General features: G+C 36.2%; 18 protein-coding genes and 1 tRNA gene. 5 read left to right on the plus strand and 14 right to left on the minus strand.

Translation table 11 applies throughout. The annotated features are described in order from the left end of the window. Nucleotides 1-30 precede the first annotated feature (30 nt). The 3 genes from gap to rpoN all read right to left on the minus strand — a co-directional run bounded on the left by gap (nt 31) and on the right by rpoN (nt 3,610). A complete protein-coding gene (gene gap, locus JOD14_RS02715; protein ID WP_204653161.1) occupies nt 31-1,032 on the minus strand; it encodes a type I glyceraldehyde-3-phosphate dehydrogenase in 1,002 nt (333 codons plus the stop codon). A 40-nt stretch (nt 1,033-1,072) separates the two neighbouring features. Continuing rightward, a complete protein-coding gene (locus tag JOD14_RS02720; protein ID WP_204653162.1) occupies nt 1,073-2,110 on the minus strand; it encodes a sugar-binding transcriptional regulator in 1,038 nt (345 codons plus the stop codon). Nucleotides 2,111-2,290: 180 nt separating this feature from the next. Next, a complete protein-coding gene (gene rpoN, locus JOD14_RS02725) occupies nt 2,291-3,610 on the minus strand; it encodes an RNA polymerase factor sigma-54 (protein WP_204653163.1) in 1,320 nt (439 codons plus the stop codon). Nucleotides 3,611-3,664: 54 nt separating this feature from the next. On the opposite strand from rpoN, the gene JOD14_RS02730 reads away from it, so the two are divergent. Continuing rightward, a tRNA-Arg gene (locus tag JOD14_RS02730) sits at nt 3,665-3,736 on the plus strand. Between the two features lie 382 nt (nt 3,737-4,118). Here the strand turns inward: JOD14_RS02730 and JOD14_RS02735 are convergent. The 5 genes from JOD14_RS02735 to JOD14_RS02755 form a co-directional block, all read right to left on the minus strand. Further along, nucleotides 4,119-4,667: a TIGR01440 family protein gene (locus JOD14_RS02735; protein ID WP_204653164.1), complete on the minus strand. Its 549-nt coding sequence runs from the start codon at nt 4,665-4,667 to the stop codon at nt 4,119-4,121. A gap of 4 nt (nt 4,668-4,671) precedes the next feature. After that, nucleotides 4,672-5,172 (minus strand): ECF transporter S component, encoded by a 501-nt coding sequence (locus JOD14_RS02740; RefSeq protein ID WP_204653165.1) that lies wholly within the window; start codon nt 5,170-5,172, stop codon nt 4,672-4,674. Further along, a complete protein-coding gene (locus JOD14_RS02745; RefSeq protein ID WP_204653166.1) occupies nt 5,169-5,957 on the minus strand; it encodes a hydroxymethylpyrimidine/phosphomethylpyrimidine kinase in 789 nt (262 codons plus the stop codon). The genes JOD14_RS02740 and JOD14_RS02745 overlap by 4 nt, the downstream gene beginning before the upstream one ends. A 169-nt stretch (nt 5,958-6,126) precedes the next feature. Beyond that, the gene (gene rpoE / locus JOD14_RS02750) at nt 6,127-6,738 is read right to left on the minus strand and encodes a DNA-directed RNA polymerase subunit delta (protein ID WP_204653167.1); all 612 of its coding nucleotides are present in this window, start codon (nt 6,736-6,738) and stop codon (nt 6,127-6,129) included. A gap of 61 nt (nt 6,739-6,799) precedes the next feature. Then, nucleotides 6,800-7,258 carry a YwiB family protein gene (locus JOD14_RS02755; RefSeq protein WP_204653168.1) on the minus strand — a complete coding sequence of 153 codons (459 nt, stop codon included), beginning with the start codon at nt 7,256-7,258 and terminating at the stop codon, nt 6,800-6,802. 112 nt (nt 7,259-7,370) lie between these two features. Between JOD14_RS02755 and JOD14_RS02760 the strand changes: the two genes are divergently transcribed. Genes JOD14_RS02760 through yidA form a run of 3 tightly spaced genes read left to right on the plus strand, consistent with a single transcriptional unit; the run spans nt 7,371 to nt 10,362 of the window. Next, a complete protein-coding gene (locus tag JOD14_RS02760; protein WP_204653169.1) occupies nt 7,371-8,192 on the plus strand; it encodes a lipoate--protein ligase family protein in 822 nt (273 codons plus the stop codon). Further along, nucleotides 8,176-9,537, plus strand: a complete 1,362-nt coding sequence (locus JOD14_RS02765; protein WP_204653170.1) for an HD domain-containing protein — start codon at nt 8,176-8,178, stop codon at nt 9,535-9,537. Before JOD14_RS02760 ends, JOD14_RS02765 begins: the two co-directional genes overlap by 17 nt. Before the next feature lie 15 nt (nt 9,538-9,552). Beyond that, nucleotides 9,553-10,362 carry a sugar-phosphatase gene (yidA, locus tag JOD14_RS02770; protein WP_204653219.1) on the plus strand — a complete coding sequence of 270 codons (810 nt, stop codon included), beginning with the start codon at nt 9,553-9,555 and terminating at the stop codon, nt 10,360-10,362. A 176-nt stretch (nt 10,363-10,538) separates the two neighbouring features. Here the strand turns inward: yidA and JOD14_RS02775 are convergent, their stop codons facing one another. Next, the gene (locus JOD14_RS02775) at nt 10,539-11,000 is read right to left on the minus strand and encodes an NUDIX hydrolase (RefSeq protein ID WP_204653171.1); all 462 of its coding nucleotides are present in this window, start codon (nt 10,998-11,000) and stop codon (nt 10,539-10,541) included. 160 nt (nt 11,001-11,160) lie between these two features. Between JOD14_RS02775 and gloA the strand changes: the two genes are divergently transcribed. Next, the gene (gene gloA, locus JOD14_RS02780; protein ID WP_204653220.1) at nt 11,161-11,535 is read left to right on the plus strand and encodes a lactoylglutathione lyase; all 375 of its coding nucleotides are present in this window, start codon (nt 11,161-11,163) and stop codon (nt 11,533-11,535) included. A gap of 52 nt (nt 11,536-11,587) precedes the next feature. Here gloA and JOD14_RS02785 read toward each other — a convergent pair whose 3' ends face one another. From JOD14_RS02785 to trxA, 5 genes are all read right to left on the minus strand, one after another. Beyond that, nucleotides 11,588-12,607 (minus strand): alpha/beta fold hydrolase, encoded by a 1,020-nt coding sequence (locus JOD14_RS02785; RefSeq protein WP_204653172.1) that lies wholly within the window; start codon nt 12,605-12,607, stop codon nt 11,588-11,590. Next, the gene (locus tag JOD14_RS02790) at nt 12,604-13,878 is read right to left on the minus strand and encodes an ABC transporter permease (RefSeq protein ID WP_204653173.1); all 1,275 of its coding nucleotides are present in this window, start codon (nt 13,876-13,878) and stop codon (nt 12,604-12,606) included. Before JOD14_RS02790 ends, JOD14_RS02785 begins: the two co-directional genes overlap by 4 nt. Next, nucleotides 13,871-14,770, minus strand: coding sequence for an ABC transporter ATP-binding protein (locus tag JOD14_RS02795; RefSeq protein ID WP_204653174.1), 900 nt, complete (start codon nt 14,768-14,770; stop codon nt 13,871-13,873). The genes JOD14_RS02790 and JOD14_RS02795 overlap by 8 nt, the downstream gene beginning before the upstream one ends. Nucleotides 14,771-14,813: 43 nt before the next feature. Next, complete coding sequence (gene uvrC / locus JOD14_RS02800; protein WP_204653175.1) at nt 14,814-16,625, minus strand: excinuclease ABC subunit UvrC; 1,812 nt, start codon at nt 16,623-16,625, stop codon at nt 14,814-14,816. A 107-nt stretch (nt 16,626-16,732) separates the two neighbouring features. Then, on the minus strand, nt 16,733-17,047 hold the full coding sequence (trxA, locus tag JOD14_RS02805) for a thioredoxin (protein ID WP_204653176.1): 315 nt from the start codon (nt 17,045-17,047) through the stop codon (nt 16,733-16,735). Nucleotides 17,048-17,059 lie beyond the last annotated feature (12 nt).

Consider the following 17,059-nt stretch of genomic DNA (forward strand, 5'->3'; position numbering starts at 1 on the left):
TCATCTCATTTATTCGATTCAGTGTGAATCTTATAAGTTAGCGAAGTATTCTAAAGTACGAACTAATTGAGCTGTGTAAGACATTTCGTTGTCGTACCAAGAAACAGTTTTAACTAATTGTTTGTCGCCAACAGTCATTACACGAGTTTGTGTTGCATCAAATAATGAACCGTAAGTAATACCCACGATATCAGAAGATACGATTTCGTCTTCAGTGTAACCATAAGACTCATTTGCTGCTGCTTTCATCGCTGCATTAATTTCGTCTGCTGTAACTGTTTTATCTAAAACTGTTACTAACTCTGTTAATGAACCAGTTGGAACTGGAACACGTTGAGCTGCGCCATCTAATTTGCCATTTAATTCAGGAATAACTAAACCGATTGCTTTAGCTGCACCTGTTGAGTTAGGAACAATGTTCGCTGCTGCTGCACGTGCACGACGGAAATCACCTTTAGGATGTGGTCCATCTAAAGTCATTTGGTCGCCAGTATAAGCGTGAATTGTTGTCATTAATCCTTCAACAACGCCAAATTCGTCATTTAAAACTTTAGCCATTGGAGCAAGACAGTTTGTTGTACAAGAAGCGCCAGAAATTACTGTTTCTTCTCCAGTTAAAATATCATGGTTAACGTTGTATACAACTGTTGGTACATCGTCTCCACCTGGAGCTGAGATAACCACACGTTTTGCACCTGCTGTTAAATGTTTTTCAGCAGCTGTTTTAGAAGTAAAGAAACCAGTACATTCTAAAACGATATCTACGCCTAATTCACCCCATGGTAATTCTTCAGGGTTACGGTTTGCTAAAACTTTTACTTCTTTACCGTTAACATTGAAAGAGCCTTCGTGAACTTCAACTGTACCGTTGAAACGTCCTTGAGTAGTATCATATTTCAATAAGTGAGCCAACATTTTTGCATCTGTCAAGTCATTGATTGCCACTACTTCGATTCCTGCTACATCTTGGATACGACGGAATGCTAAGCGTCCGATACGTCCAAATCCATTAATACCTACTTTAACTGTCATTTAAGATTTCCTCCTTATGAAAATCAAAAAAATTTTATTTTTAAAGGGTAACCCCTTTTAAAATCTCGCTTGCCGCAGCTTCATCGGTGATAAGCCACGTTTGTTTTGGTGCATTCTTCATATAAGCATGGATTGCTTTGGCTTTGCTTTTACCACCTGCAACAGCAAAGACATATGGCACTTGTGATACATCTTTTAATTGCAGTCCAATTCTAGGAATTCGATGAACAATTTCACCGGATTCATCAAAAAAATAACCAAATGATTCAGCAACGGCATTTTTTTGTTTCAACATCAGAATTTCTTCTTCTGTCATCTTTCTGCGTGCAGCCATATAAATTGCTTTTCCAATACTATGAATAACACAATTTGCTTCGCTTATCAAGTTAAGTACCTCTAAAATAGATGGTTCTTGCATCAGCGAATGGTACGTTGCTCGACTTAATTGTTCTGGTACAAAAAGTGAACGATACGTCCCTTTCGTTTTCATTGCCATTACCGCACTCACTGAATTCGCTTGGACGTTAACCGCTTCGCCAATTCCGCCGCGTGCTGGAACAAACACATTATGACGGGCATCTGTTTCTAATGCCGAAAGTTCTTCTGCCACTTCTGCCATCGTTGTGCCACCCATAACAGCAATAATGTTTTGGCCGTTTGGTAATTGTTGATCCAACGCTTCCCACAGTAGATGGCCAAATTCTTTGATTACCTTTTCTTGCTGGTCACTATCACCAGGTGTGACTAAGCATCGAGCAATCCCAAAATATTTTGCAAGGCTTCTTTCAAGATGATTCATTCCAAAAACTTGGTCCATAAAACCACTCAATTGTTGATAGGTTTCTTCGCCTTTTTCAGTCAACTTCATCCCGCTTTTTGAAGCATCAATGAGCTTTAACTTTTTCAAAAAATCTGTTTCTGTACGAAGGGCACGCTCTGTGAAGGCTAATTTATCAGCTAAAACTCTTCTACCTACAGGTTGCATCCAATAAATATTTTGCAAAATGCGGTAACGTTCTTGAATTGTCGCTAATACATCAGGAGCAATCATTTCAATTACTCTAAAATCATCTAGCATTTGCCACCTCCATTGGACGAGAATAGTCCCATATAGACTTAATACGACCCATGCAGAGTAAAAAAAAGATTGATTAAGTTTTTCTCATCCCTTACAAATTTAATCTTAGCACAATTTCTTATTCCTTGCAACCAAAAAAGCAAGAGAAAAAACGACTCTTTTTCTCTTACTCTCTCCTATTCATTCATATCTTTTTCTTTTCGATGATCCTGGGATGCCAAGTTGTTCCCGATATTTAGCTACCGTGCGTCGCGATAAATTCATCCCTTTAACCTTTAAAGCATCCACAATTTTTTGATCTGACAGCGGTTTTTGCTTGTCTTCTAAATCTACAATTTCTTTTAAGGCCACTTTGACACTTGCTGTTGAGCTTTCTTCTCCATCGGCTGATATAAGTTTGTGGCTAAAAAAGCTTTTTAATTCAAAGACACCAAATTCCGTTGCTAAGTATTTCCCATTGACCGCTCGACTTACCGTTGATTCATGGATATCTAATTTTTCTGCTACTTCTTTTAGGATTAATGGTTTTAACGGCCTTGCAGGATTTAAGAAAAACGCTTGTTGGTGAGCGACAATATATTCACCTACTCGTAAAATGGTATCTCCTCGTTGCTCAATCATTTTTTTCAAATGAATAAACTCTTGTTGTTTCTCATTTAAGTAAGCTAAAACTTGTGCATCGGCATTTTTTTTCATTTGATCAAAATAATTTTGCTGAAAGGTTACTTTACGAACGCTATTTTTATTTGACGAAACAACAAGGCCTTGCTCGCTCGTTGTTACTGTTAAATCCGGAACAATGTATAAATCTTTTGGGTCATCAAAGACAGCACCCGGTGTAGCGGTCAAATGTTGTAAATAATCAAATATTTTTTGAACTTCCGGTAAAGAAACCTGATAATTTTTCGCAATGACCTCCCATTTTCTTTGTACCAATTCTTCAAAAAACTCTTCTAACATAATATAAGCTAATGCGGGTGCGTGCTCGTCTCTTTCTGTTTGCAACATCAAGCACTCTTGTAAGTCGCGAGCCCCTACGCCTGCTGGATCCAATTGCTGGATTAAAGTAAGCGCATCAAGTAATTGAATAGGCGTTCCTCCCGTTATTTCTACCGCCTCGTCCAAAGAAATAGATAAAAAACCATTGACATCGATGTATTCAACTAAAAATAACACTAGACTTCGTAAGTAAGTATCGCGATAATTTAAATGAATCTGTTCCAAGAGGTATTCAAATAATGAATGACTCCGACTTGGAATTTGCGCTAAATAATCCGTCTCTTCTTGTTTAGCAGACGAAGAAATACTATTTTGTGGCACAAAATCGGTATCAATTAACTCTAATAGAGGATTTTCTAGCGTTTGATCTTCGACAAATTGATTCAACTCATCACTTGAGAATTGTAAGACTTGAATCGATTGTTGCAACTGTTGGGTTAAAACAAGTTTTTGTGATTGGACTTGTTTTTGTTTTTGTGTGTATTGTTGTTGAAATTTCATTGTAATTCCCCTTGTATTTTCTCATAAAGTTTGCTAATCTAGTAAAAGTGTTAAGCGCTCTTAGTGTAGTGGATATCACACAAGATTCCGGTTCTTGTGACGGGGGTTCGATTCCCTCAGAGCGCGTCTTTGTAACTGTTTACAGTATACTTCAAACAACTTCATTTAGCAAAACATTGTTTTCTAGCGGTTTACACCGTACCTACGATTACATAAAATTTTGTGGAGATGTGTTTTTTGATGGCCTTTGTGGGGATTTTGTGGGTGTTTTTTTGATAAAAAATTAATATGCGTGGATGGCAAGTGTCCTCTAATTCGATTTTTGAGTTAGAGTTTTTTTGTGCATCCTATCTAACTCGAGTGCCTCTTTTTAACGATTTATAGTATTTTCAAACAACCTCTTTTAACAAAGGCCCAATATTATTTACTAAATAACGTAAAAAATCAACTACAGACTCCAAAAAGTCGAGCGGTAGTTGACCTTTTTTTCTTATTCTTTTCAAAAAAACTATCCATTTCTATAACTTGCTCGTGGCCCACCAATAAATTTCGGACGAGAACGAACCGCCGTCACGTGGGCGTTCCCTAATTCTTTAATCGATGGACGAATCGGAACTTGTACGTGTTTGATATGCATGCCGATAAAAGTATCACCGATGTCAATGCCAGCTTGAGCAGTCACTTTTTCGACTTCAACGGGCTCTTTAAAGTATTTAAACGCAGCGACTGAACAAGCACCGCCTGCAAATAAACTTGGTAAAACTTCAACGATTTCCCACTGATTTTTTAATGCCACTTCCTTTTCTACAACCAAGGCACGATTCAAATGTTCACACCCTTGAACAGCTAAGCAAATCCCTTGTGAGCTTAAAAGGTTCATTAACGTGCTAACAACCCACTCACCGATTTCTTGGCTAGGATTTTTGCCGATTTTTCCACCCGTGATTTCACTCGTACTACACCCTAAAACAAAAATATCATCCTTTTTTAAATGGGCTTCATTTAAAATATCGATCATTATCTTTGTTAAAGGTTCAACGATTTCGTTTTTTTCCATTTGCTCATATCCTTCTTTCGTTTAGAGGTAGCTTCACCTTACGCAACGCAGAAATTAGTAAACTAGTTAAAGTAATCCCAAAAATATTTTGAATCATATTTCCAAAAATCGAAGCGACTCCAGCTGGCCAAGTGTATAGAAAGCCTGTAGCAAATGCATAACCGACAATCATGATTAGGCTACCACTTAAAAAACCAATCTGCGTTTGATAACGACCATTTCTTTGAAAGAAATAACCGGCGATTCCGCCTTGCAGACCATGAATCAAAACAGAAAAAACAATCCATTGCGGGTAACCTGAAAATAAATCAATTAAGCCACCACTTAAAGCACCAACCCAAAATCCACCTATCGGACCTAGTAAAAAAGCCGCCGCATAAATCCCTACTTCACATAGTGTCACAAAACCATTCGTTGCTGGGACTGGAAAAATAAACATCAGTGAAACAACCACCGTTAAAGCAGTCAACATCGCGATTTGAACAAGTTGTTTTTGCAATTTCATTTATTAAAACTCCCTTCATTTATTGGGTGCCATACATTCCCTGCTTCTCCGACAACTACGCCTGTTTCAATGGCTTCATAGACAAATTTTTTTCCTTTTTCAATACTTTTGAGCAATGAAGCCCCCTGTGCTAGATAGGCACAAATCGCTGCTGACAAACAACAACCTGCGCCATTTACCGTTTTTTTATTCGAAATCGGGCCTTCAAAAAGTTGCGAGAAATAAGCAGTTTGATACAAATCAAAACCATGGGTTGCACCCGCTTTTAGTAAGACTTTACTTTTCGTCATCAAAGATAATTTTTCAGCTGCTAAAAAAATATCTTCTTTTGTCTGAATTGAAATTCCCCCTAAAAGTAATTGGGCTTCTATTAAATTAGGTGTTATTAAATCCGCAAAAGGAAACAGCTCTATTAGTTTTTGCAAGTAAGTTTGTTTGAGAGCGTGTTCACTTTCTTTAAATGCCATAACCGGATCTAGAATGATTGGATATTTTTTAGCATTTCGTTGACAAAATGCTTTAACGACTTCGATAATCTCGACACTGCCTAATAGGCCAATTTTTACTGCATCTAGCTTATAATATTTTTCTATTGTTTCTAGTTGCTCTTCCACCAGTTTTGCGTCTAAATTTCTTATAACAAATTCATTTTCTTTTTCGACTGCTATACAAGTTAAGACCGATAACCCAAAGGTCGTTAAATTTTCAAAAGTTTTCAAATCTGTTTGAATACCGCCACCACCCCAAGTATCTGACCCACCAATTGTTAAAGTAAATCGCGCCATCGTTTCCCCTCGCCTCCTTTTTTATGTATTGTTAGTATAAGGAAGTTTTTTATAAATGAAAACAACCAATTGGATAGTTTTAAACCCATCCAATTATATCTGAGTGTAACTGCATAAAAAAACCTTGCTCCCCATTTTTAAATAGGGAGCAAGGTTTCATTTTTTAAAATTAGTACTCTTCTTCGCTAAACTCATCATCTTCTTCTTCTTCTTCTTCGTCGTCAATAATCGTTAGCTCTTCTTCGATACTTCCTAATGCTTCGTCATCCTCATCTTTGTCTGCACCAATTTCTTGCAAGTCAGAGTTATACGCTTTAATTTCTACATCTTCTTCATCATCATCTTCATCTTCAAAAGAATCCTCGTCGTCATCTGCTAAATCAGCATCTTCTGGGTCGTCATCATTGTAGTCAATCGCATCTGCATCGCCACTAATAAATGCATTTACTTTTTTACGTTTTTTACGACGCGGTGTTTCTTCATCTTCTTCGTCTTCAATTCCATGATTGACTTCTTCATTAATCGAGTCAACCGCATACCAAGAACGTAATCCCCAACGGTTGTCACCTAATGAGATAAAACGTCCATCAATGTTTAAGTCAGTATAAAACTGAGCCAATGAATCACGAATTTCACTATCTGATTTTTCTAAATATTTTTGGATTTGATTCACTAAATCTGAGAAATCCATGACGTCTGCTTTTTGTGTCAAGATTGCGTGCGCTACTTCAATCATTGACAATTCGCTTTTATCGACACCTTCGAATACATAAATTTCCAATCGGAACACGTCCTTTCACAGTCTAAGACTAATCATACAAAATTGTACTTCAAAAAGCAATTTATTCTTTTGGTTTTCCCTGACTTTCTTCAAGAAATACCAATTCAAAAAAATAGTTACCGACTGTTTCTGTCGCCATCAGTAGATCGTAAACGACTTCGACCCTTCCTGAAATTGGTTCATCTTTCAAACTAAAGTGTAACTTCTTTGTTTTTACCCCTAGTTCAATGTTTCCATAGGGTGTTTGATAACGCGTTTCTGTTACTTGCCCTTGATTAAATAAAAAACGCGTCCTTGTTTGGGCTGTTCGAACCAATTGAACTTGGCCATCAGGAAAAATCTTAAGTGTTACTGGATAAGTCACGCCATTTTCTTGTGGCTCTTGATAGCGTATATATAAATTATCGCCCACGCGTGCAACTTGCCCTAGTAATTCATATAAAAATTCCTCTTCTTCATTGTTTTGTTTGATGAGCGTTCGTAAATGTATTGTAACGTTCATCCCTTTTTTTAAATCCATTGTTTTCCCCCTTAAAAAATGTTTGATTGCAATAAACAGTTTTTTTTTAATCTTTCGTATATAATTAAAGAAGGAAAGATTACCTAAATTAATTTAATCTCGAGGTACTTAGATGAATACACTTATTTTTGATTCAAAAAAATACGCCCAAAATCAAGGCTATATTCCATTTGCTTTAACCGACGTTTTTACAGAGTATACCCATTCAAATCATATAGAAATTTTACATTTTTGGCAATTAGAAAATACTTTTATTTTGGGAATGCAAGACACACGAACACCTTTTTTTTATCAAGGTTTGAAAAAAGTCTTAGATTCTCCTTATCAACCTTTAGTTCGAAATTCTGGCGGACTGGGTGTCATTGCCGATGATGGAATCTTAAATGTTTCTTATTTTTTTCCAAAATCAACAGACATACAGACGATCGACCAAGCCTATGAAAAGATAAAACAACTTTTACAAAAAGCCTTACCTGAAATTGAAATTACGGCTGGTGAAGTACCGAATTCTTATTGTCCGGGCGCTTATGATTTAAGTGTTGCTGGTAAAAAAATTGCGGGGCTTGCGCAACGACGAATCAAAGGCGGCATTGCGGTCATGATGTACTTAAGTGTGAATGGCCCACAAGAACAACGTGGTGAATTTGTGCGCGAGTTTTATCAACATAGTTTGGGCGAAAATTCACAGGATTTGCGTTATCCTAAAATAGACCCCCTGAGCATGACGACGTTAAGCACCCTTTTAGAAGAAAATTTTACCGTTGAACAAATGAAGCAACGACTATGCGCTGCTTTTTCTGCAGAAGAAAAAACAACAGACCTTACCATCTGGCTCAAAGAAAACCAATTAACTGAAACACTTACTAAAAAAATAGACCAAATGATTACTCGAAATCAAATCATCCAGGAGGAATATCATGAATCAACCGTATAAACAACAAATGCTTCCTATTGAAAAAGTATTTCGTGATCCCGTTCATAACTATATTCACGTACAACATCGGGTCATTGCCGATTTAATTAATACGAAAGAATTCCAACGATTACGCCGAATTAAGCAGCTTGGGACAACTTCTTTTACCTTTCACGGAGCAGAACATAGCCGATTTGCGCACTCGTTAGGCGTCTATGAAATTACTCGTAGAATTTGCGATATTTTCCAACGTAATTATTCCATTGAAAAAATCGGTCAGAAAGGTTGGAATGATCAAGAACGATTAGTCACTTTGTGCGCTGCCTTATTACATGATGTTGGCCATGGTCCTTATTCGCATACTTTTGAACATATCTTTAAAACAAATCATGAGCAATTAACCGTTCAAATCATTTGTTCTCCTGAAACAGAAATTTATCAAGTTTTAAATCAAGTGGAACACGGTTTTCCCGAGAAGGTGGCTAGTGTCATTCAAAAAACTTACCCCAACCCCCAAGTTGTCCAAATGATTTCTAGTCAAATTGATGCTGATCGGATGGATTATCTCTTGCGTGACGCCTACTTTACTGGAACTGAATATGGTACTTTTGACTTGACGCGGATTTTAAGAGTCATTCGTCCTTATGATGGTGGGATAACTTTTGCCATTAACGGGATGCATGCCGTCGAAGACTATATTGTTAGTCGCTACCAGATGTACGCACAAGTTTATTTCCATCCAACTTCTCGCGGAATGGAAGTTTTACTGGAACATTTATTAAAGCGAGCAAAAGAGTACTACCAACTAAACAAAGAGCTCTTTTTTTGCAAGGCTCCTCTGCTTGTTCCTTTTTTTGAAGAATCATTTACTATCAGTGATTACCTCAGACTGGATGATGGCGTTTTAAATACTTACTTTAACCATTGGCTTGACGAACCGGATGCATTATTAACTGATTTGGCTTCACGCTTTTTAAATCGAAAACCACTAAAGTCTTGCCGATTCCAAGACCCAACGCAACGGCCTCTCGTTGCGTCTATGCAACAACTTGTTGAAAAAGTTGGCTACAATCCAACTTATTATACCGCGACTCATTCGAGTTTCGATTTGCCCTATGACTTTTATCGACCAGAATCAAATAAGCAACGAACCCAAATCGAACTCCAACAAAATGACGGAACTTTCGTCGAGCTTTCACAAGCAAGTCAACTAGTCAAAGCGATTGCCGGTCAAGGCCAAGGCGACCATCGTTTTTATTTCCCAAAAGAAATGGTTGACCTTTCTATGCAAGCCAACTATGATTTATTTGGAGCAACTTATAATGAATTTAAAGCCCATATTCATAATGGCGCTTTAACTGAATAGACTACTGGAGGAGAAATTTTGATTAAATTAATTGCAATTGATATTGATGGAACGCTTCTTAACAGCCATCACCAACTAACAGATGAAGTGAAAGTGGCTTTAAAAAAAGCCGAAGAAAAAGGGGTGAAAATCGTCTTATGTACGGGACGTCCTTTAACAGGTGTTCAAGATTTAATTGAAGAACTTGATTTATTTGGTGAAAATGACTATGTTGTGACTTATAATGGTTCTTTGATTCAAAAAACAAAAACAAAAGAAATTGTTTCAAAATTTGAATTAACTTATGACGATTACTTAGCAATTGATACATTGGCGAGAAAGTTAAATGTTCACTTACATACTGAAACAGCGGATACCATGTACACTTCAAATCGTGACATTAGCCGTTATACTGTCTTAGAATCTTATCTCGTTAATATGCCTTTGAAATTCCGTACTCAAGACGAAATGAATGCAGAATTAAACATTCTTAAAATGATGATGATTGATGAACCTGAAATTTTAGAACGGATTCAACCACTCATTCCAGCTGAATTTTATGAGCAGTATACCATTGTGAAAAGTGCGCCTTATTTCTTAGAATTTTTAAATAAAAAAGTAAATAAAGGAGCTGCAGTAAAACGTTTAGCTGAACAACTTAATATTCAACCGAGCGAAGTAATGGCTTTAGGTGATAATGAAAATGATTTACCTATGATTGAATATGCGGGTATTGGTATCGCCATGGCCAACGCAACCGAAAACGTTAAAAAAGCAGCCAGTTTTATTACTACTTCAAATGACGAACATGGTGTTGCTGTAGCGATTGAAAAATTTGTTTTATAATGAATACGCTCGACCGAATGCGTTTTATTGGTAAAGTTATTCCTTAAGTTTTTTAATTAACAAAAAGTCATTGGTTCTTTCTGTTCACTAAAAAAGAGGCCAAAAGAAATTATTTTAAATTTCTTTTGGCCTCTTTTTATAATAGAAAACGAATATTTAGCGCGTTTAAAACACCCTTAGTGCGCCGTCGAGTGCTCGTTTTTGATGAGCCACTGCTTGACCGCCCACTGATGGCTCCCTCTTTTTAACAATTTTAAAGCTTCAGTTGGAGTAACCCAAGCAAGCTGGTTCGTTTTTTCTGTTGGTTCTGCAACACGCTTCCAAGTAGTCACCTCATAAAAATAACCCGGGTGATAAAAATAAGTGTTGCGATGACGCGAATAAAAATGTTCAACTGCTTCCCCGAAATACGTCGCAATTTCAACTTCAAAACCTAATTCTTCTAACATTTCACGATGAATAGCTGCAAAATGATCTTCACCAGCTTCTATTTCGCCTCCTGGTAAAAAATAAGCACCATTAGGAGCTTGAACCAATATAATCTTTTCTTTATTTAACTGCGGAACTACAACATAAGCACCACGACGCGTTTGATAGTTTTGATCCTTTTCTTTTTCTCCAAAAGTTGGAATAAGCATGGTTAACCTCCAAAGGTTTTCTTCTATATTAACGAATTCTCAATAAATAAACAAGTAAAATTCATTTGTTTGTTACCGTTTTATTAGCAAACATATTTCTATCAACAAAAAAGAGCTTATGTTATGATAGCTTTAACAACTTGAAAGGATGATGAATACAATGAAAATGGCTCACACTTGTGTCCGTGTTAAAGATTTAAACGCTTCTCTTGATTTTTATCAAAAAGCTTTTGGTTTTGAAGAAAGTCGTCGCCGTGATTTCCCCGAAGCAAAATTCACACTTGTTTACTTAACGTTACCTGGCGATGGTTATGAACTAGAATTAACTTACAATTATGATCACCCCGGCTATGACTTAGGTAATGGCTATGGTCATATTGCGATTGCAACAGACGATGTTGCGGTTTTACATCAAAAACATAAAGAAGCTGGCTTTGAGGTAACCGATCTTAAAGGACTACCAGGAGTGCCTCCTTCTTATTACTTTATTATTGATCCAGATGGTTACAAAGTCGAAGTCATTCGCGCTCGCTAAAAATTAGCAAAAACCCTATGAAATTCTATTACTTGAATTTCATAGGGTTTTTTTAAGCTTCAAAAAAAGCTAGAATTTGTTGATAGGCCTTTTGTCTTTCCACTTCGTTTAAGATTTCATGGCGCATATTTAGTATTTCTTCCATGGTTATATTGGTATAACCGATTTTTTCTAATGTTTTTTGGGTATCGGCTAATCCTTTTACACCACCAGTTATTTTATCGTCTTCTGAACCACTGAGACTAAAAATAGGCAATGTTGGGTTTTTGCAAGCATATTTTTCAATTTGTTTTAATTCATAATCTCCTTGCCAAATCGTATATACACCAATATTGTCATATCCTTCAAGCATTAGTGGGTCATTTGCCACTTTTTCGAGTTGCTCTTTATCGTGCGTCAACCAATCATAGTCTTTTGAACCAAAGCCAGATAGCTTCTTGATTAGCCAAGAATGACTTTTTTCACCGACGTAACGATTTGCAAATTGAGCGAGGTTAATACCTAAAGGCGCTAAATTTTGATAACAAACCGTGCCTGTTAAAAGTAGCTTCTCAATTTTATCATCGTGTTGTTGTAAATAATTACGAGCTAAAATCGAGCCAAAAGAATGACCATATAAATAAACCGGTAACTCTGGGTACTGCTTTTGAATAAAATCAGTGATGTTCACTTGATCTTCAATCATTCGCTCAATTCCTGGCATGTGCCCTAACGGAAATTGTTCATTAACTGATTCACCATGGCCTCGGTTATCACTTGTCACAACAATATAGCCATTTTCAGCTAAGTAATTGGCAAAGTCTTGATAGCGATTTTTATGTTCTAAAATCCCATGGATAATTTGCACGACGGCTTTTGGTCGTTGTTTCACATCTTGGGTGATTGTCAATGCTAAAGGTAAGCCGTCACTACTAACTAAAAATAAGTCTCGCTTGTACGCACCCTCTTGGATTTTTGGCTTTGTTTGATTTTTTATTTCAACTGCTTCATTTCGAAATAGAAAATAAGTTAAACCTATACCCGCGCCAACAAGACCGAATGAAAGCAAGCCTTTTTTATGTTTGTTTTTCATTTGCGTTTACCTTCCTTATGATTATTTTGATATTTCATTAACGAAAATGATTGTTTCAATGCTGCCCAGATACCATTGTCATTGTAAATTAATACATTGGCTTTATACATTTTTGATGAAAATACAACTAAAATAAAAATACTTAAAAGCAAGAGAAACAGAGAAATAAAGACTTGATTGCTCGAAACAGAGCCATACGCTAACCGTATGGGCATCGTGTAAGAAGATAAAAAGGGAATGAACGAACTAACGCGAACAATTAAATGGTCTGGATTCATCGCACCAACCGTTAAGCCAATCATATAACCAGCCAAAGATAAATAAGTAACCGGTAAGATTGCTTTGCTGACATCTTCCACTTTGCTAACTAAAGAACCACATAAAGCCGCTAAAACGGCATAAATGAATATCCCAAAAAGTAAATAGATTAAGGTGTAACTAAAAAAGCCATTTAAAATGGAAGCAAGAGAATATTCATTAAAAAAGCCAAGAATCAAAGGATTGTCTTTAAACCAAATAAAAGTAATTCCAGCGCCAATCCCATAAACAACGAGTTGCGTTAAAGCGACTAGTAAAATGCCCGTTAACTTCCCATAAAAATGACTACTCGCTGAAACACTCGATAAAATGACTTCCATAATTCGGGTTCCTTTTTCCGAGGCAATTTCTTGAGCGATGATGCTCGCATAAGTAATAATAAAAAAGAATAAGAGAATCGTACTTGCAAAACTTAAAACCATTCGAAAAGCGCCTAAATCTTTACCCGTTTCTAGTGCACCATTTTGCGTAAAACGAACGGACTTTGTTTCAAGAGGCACAGCTTGATTTAAACGAGTAACTTCTTCTTGTGTTAGCCCTAATTCTGACGCCCGAACAATTGACTGAAATTGGTTAAGTTGCTGTTGAACAGTCAGCATCGTGGATTGCGAAAGACTTTCTTCACTTAAAAGTTCAGCCGAAAGAACATCGGCTTCACTGGTAATCAGTAGCAAGCCATCAATTTCTTTTGCTTTTAATTGTTTTTCTCCCTCTGCTTGTGACAAGATGATCGGTGCTGACGTGTTGGTATTTTGCCAAATTGTTCCGATTTCATCTGCTTGTTCCGTGATGACTACTCCAATTTTTTCTGTTTCAATGGTTGTTTCTGACATTTTCCCAATAAAGTAAAAGACGCCGACCGCAATAAAAGGAATCACTAACATGACAAAAAAAGAAAGAGATTTTACATTTTTCTTATAGACATCTTTCGTAATAATCCAATACTTAGCCATTAATTTCACCTGCTTTCAATTTGAAGATTTCTTCTAACGTTGGTGGCTGTTGGTTAAACATTGGGATATAGCCATTTTTAGTGGCTGCTGCAAAAATATTTTCTCCAACTTCTGGCGACAGCAACGTTAGTTCAAAACTATCATCTTCTTTTTTGATGACTTCTTTCACACCCGCAAAATTCTCAAGCTCACTTTGGCTTAAATCGGATTCAATGAATAGCTTTGTACGGCCAAAAGATTGACGAATTTCATGAACAACCCCATTTAAAACGGTTTGCCCATTCTTTAACATAACGAGGTGATCACAAATTTTTTCGACATGATCCATATTGTGACTAGAAAAAATAATACAGGACCCTTTTTCTTTCAATGATAAGATTCCTTCTTTTAATAATTCCGCATTAACTGGATCAAGCCCACTAAATGGTTCATCTAAGATAATCAATTTTGGTTCGTGAATTAAAGTCGAAATTAATTGCACTTTTTGTTGGTTCCCTTTAGATAGTGTTTTAACTTTATCTGTTTTCTTACCCTTTACTTGAAAACGCGTCATCCATTCATCAATTTTTGGTTCAATTTCTTTTTTAGTCCGCCCTCTCAATTGAGCAAAATATAGGAGTTGATCTTGAATTGATATTTTAGGGTATAAGCCTCTTTCTTCTGGTAAATAACCAATGAGGTTGTATTCTTTTTTCCCAATTGGTTGTCCGTTCCACCAAATTTCACCGTGATCTGCAGTTAAAAAATTTAAAATCAAGCGAAATGTTGTCGTTTTTCCAGCCCCATTTTGACCAATTAGACCTAAAATAGTACCTGGTTCAATTTGAAAAGATAAATCCTCTACCGCACAATAGTCCCCAAAGCTTTTCGTTAAGTGTTTCACTTCTAACATCTTTCTCACCCTTTCTTTACAAATAAATTATAACATTCTTTTTTTATTTGCTTAATCCATCTTTAGACGTATTTTCATTTCCTTTATGAAGGCTTTCATAAACATTTTGGGCAACTTTACTCGGTAATCCAATGGCAGTGAGTTCGGAAATACTTGCCTGTTGGATATTTTTTAAAGATTTAAATTCTTTTAATAATATTTTTTTTCGTTTTGGTCCTAAACCTTCAATACCATCTAATTTAGAAGCAAAACTCGTCTTACTTCGCAACTGTCGATGAAAAGTAATTGCAAATCGATGGACTTCCTCTTGAATGCGTTGCAACAAAAAAAACTCTGTTGAATTCCTTTTTAAAGGAACGACTGAAAGAGGCTCTCCAAAGAGTAACTCACTTGTTTTATGTTTTTCATTTTTAGCTAAACCAGCGATTGGCAAATCAATGCCTAATTGATTGCTAAGTACGTCACGAGCTACTTCAACTTGACCTTTTCCTCCATCAATCACGACTAAATCTGGTAATGGCTGTCCTTCTTTTAGCACCCGAGAATAGCGCCGATAAATAACTTCTGCCATTGAAGCATAATCGTCTGGCCCTTTAACCGTTTTTATTTTATATTTACGATACTCATTACGAGCTGGTTTGCCATCAATAAAAACGACCATCGCAGAAACTGGATCTGTCCCCATAGTATTCGAGTTATCAAAGGCTTCAATTCGAATCGGTGTCGGTATTTGAAGAATAGCACCTAATTTTTGAACTGCACCAAGCGTTCGTTCTTCTTTTCTTTCAATTAGTTGAAACTTTTCAGTCAAAGCAATTCGAGCATTCTTATTTGCTAATTCAACTAACTTCTTTTTTTCACCACGTTGAGGCTGAAGAATTTTAGTTGCAACAAGGGCCTCGACACTTGAGCGATCAATTTCAGTTGGAATTAAAATTTCTTTTGGTATAAAATGTTCATTTCTTCGATAAAATTGACCAATGAAAGTTAAAAAATCTTCCGTTGCTTCATTATAAAATGGAAAAATTGATACATCTCGTTCAATTAATTTTCCTTGGCGAACAAAAAAGACTTGGACACACATCCACCCTTTATCAATCGCATAACCGAAAACATCTCGGTTAACAAAGTCGGCTTTCGTCATTTTTTGTTTGGTCATAATTGTTTCAATCGCATAAATTTGATCACGAAATTCGGCAGCTTGTTCAAATGCCATTTCTTCAGCAGCTTTTGCCATTTTCAATTGAATTTTATTTTCAATTTCTTGATAATCACCATTTAAAAAACGTTTTATTTCTTCAACAATGTCACGATAAACTTGTGGATCAACTTGAAAATGATACGGACATAAACATTGACCGAGATGATAGTACAAACAAGGGCGTTTCGTGTTGCTTGGTCCGCATTTAACTAAAGGAAATAACCGATCTAACAATTTCTTTATTTCATTGGCTGCCCCAACATCGGGATAAGGGCCAAAATACAAAGCCTTGTCCTTTAAAACTTTACGTGTAATTAATAAGCGTGGGTATTTTTCATTGGTAATTTTTAAAAAAGGATAGGATTTATCATCTTTTAACATAATATTGTATTTTGGATTATTTTTTTGAATTAAATTAATTTCAAGCAATAATGCTTCAATATTAGATTCCGTTACAATGTATTCAAAATCAGCAATTTCACTGACTAAACGTGTTGTTTTTGTATCGTGGCTCCCCGTAAAGTAAGAACGGACACGATTTTTTAGCACTTTTGCTTTTCCAACATAAATGATGGTTCCATTTTGGTCTTTCATCAAATAACAGCCCGGTTGGTCAGGTAAAAGAGCTAGTTTATGTTGAATTTTATCATTCATTTTACTCATTCCATTCTGATTAAACTTCTTTGTCAATTATACCATGAAGTATAAAACCGCAAAGAAAAGAGCCTAAAATCTTATGACTTTAGGCTCTTTTTATTCTCTTATAAATAAGGGGCAATCATTGCTTCTAGTTGCTCTTTTGTTTGGACGCCAATTGCTTTTTCAACGACTTGTCCATCTTTTTTCAAAATTAAAGTTGGAATACTCATAATTCCAAAAGAAGCTGGTGTAGCAGAATTTGCATCTACGTCCATTTTCGTTACTTTTAATTGCTCTTCATCATAAGCTTGACTTAATTGATCTAAAATCGGTGCTTGCATTCGACAAGGACCACACCATGTCGCCCAAAAATCAATTAAAACTAAACCTTTATCTGTTTCTTGTGCAAATGTTGCATCCGTAATTTCTTTTGCCATCAAATATCCCTC

Source organism: Enterococcus lemanii (assembly GCF_016909125.1).
GTDB classification, from domain to species: Bacteria; Bacillota; Bacilli; order Lactobacillales; family Enterococcaceae; genus Enterococcus_I; species Enterococcus_I lemanii.

Excerpts from the sequence above, each read along its gene's own strand:
- gap (WP_204653161.1), bottom strand. The coding sequence starts at position 1,032 with ATGACAGTTAAAGTAGGTATTAATGGATTTGGACGTATCGGACGCTTA.
- JOD14_RS02720 (WP_204653162.1), bottom strand. The coding sequence starts at position 2,110 with ATGCTAGATGATTTTAGAGTAATTGAAATGATTGCTCCTGATGTATTA.
- rpoN (WP_204653163.1), bottom strand. The coding sequence starts at position 3,610 with ATGAAATTTCAACAACAATACACACAAAAACAAAAACAAGTCCAATCA.
- JOD14_RS02735 (WP_204653164.1), bottom strand. The coding sequence starts at position 4,667 with ATGGAAAAAAACGAAATCGTTGAACCTTTAACAAAGATAATGATCGAT.
- JOD14_RS02740 (WP_204653165.1), bottom strand. The coding sequence starts at position 5,172 with ATGAAATTGCAAAAACAACTTGTTCAAATCGCGATGTTGACTGCTTTA.
- JOD14_RS02745 (WP_204653166.1), bottom strand. The coding sequence starts at position 5,957 with ATGGCGCGATTTACTTTAACAATTGGTGGGTCAGATACTTGGGGTGGT.
- JOD14_RS02755 (WP_204653168.1), bottom strand. The coding sequence starts at position 7,258 with ATGGATTTAAAAAAAGGGATGAACGTTACAATACATTTACGAACGCTC.
- JOD14_RS02760 (WP_204653169.1), top strand. The coding sequence starts at position 7,371 with ATGAATACACTTATTTTTGATTCAAAAAAATACGCCCAAAATCAAGGC.
- JOD14_RS02765 (WP_204653170.1), top strand. The coding sequence starts at position 8,176 with ATGAATCAACCGTATAAACAACAAATGCTTCCTATTGAAAAAGTATTT.
- JOD14_RS02775 (WP_204653171.1), bottom strand. The coding sequence starts at position 11,000 with ATGCTTATTCCAACTTTTGGAGAAAAAGAAAAGGATCAAAACTATCAA.
- gloA (WP_204653220.1), top strand. The coding sequence starts at position 11,161 with ATGAAAATGGCTCACACTTGTGTCCGTGTTAAAGATTTAAACGCTTCT.
- JOD14_RS02785 (WP_204653172.1), bottom strand. The coding sequence starts at position 12,607 with ATGAAAAACAAACATAAAAAAGGCTTGCTTTCATTCGGTCTTGTTGGC.
- JOD14_RS02790 (WP_204653173.1), bottom strand. The coding sequence starts at position 13,878 with ATGGCTAAGTATTGGATTATTACGAAAGATGTCTATAAGAAAAATGTA.
- JOD14_RS02795 (WP_204653174.1), bottom strand. The coding sequence starts at position 14,770 with ATGTTAGAAGTGAAACACTTAACGAAAAGCTTTGGGGACTATTGTGCG.
- uvrC (WP_204653175.1), bottom strand. The coding sequence starts at position 16,625 with ATGAATGATAAAATTCAACATAAACTAGCTCTTTTACCTGACCAACCG.
- trxA (WP_204653176.1), bottom strand. The coding sequence starts at position 17,047 with ATGGCAAAAGAAATTACGGATGCAACATTTGCACAAGAAACAGATAAA.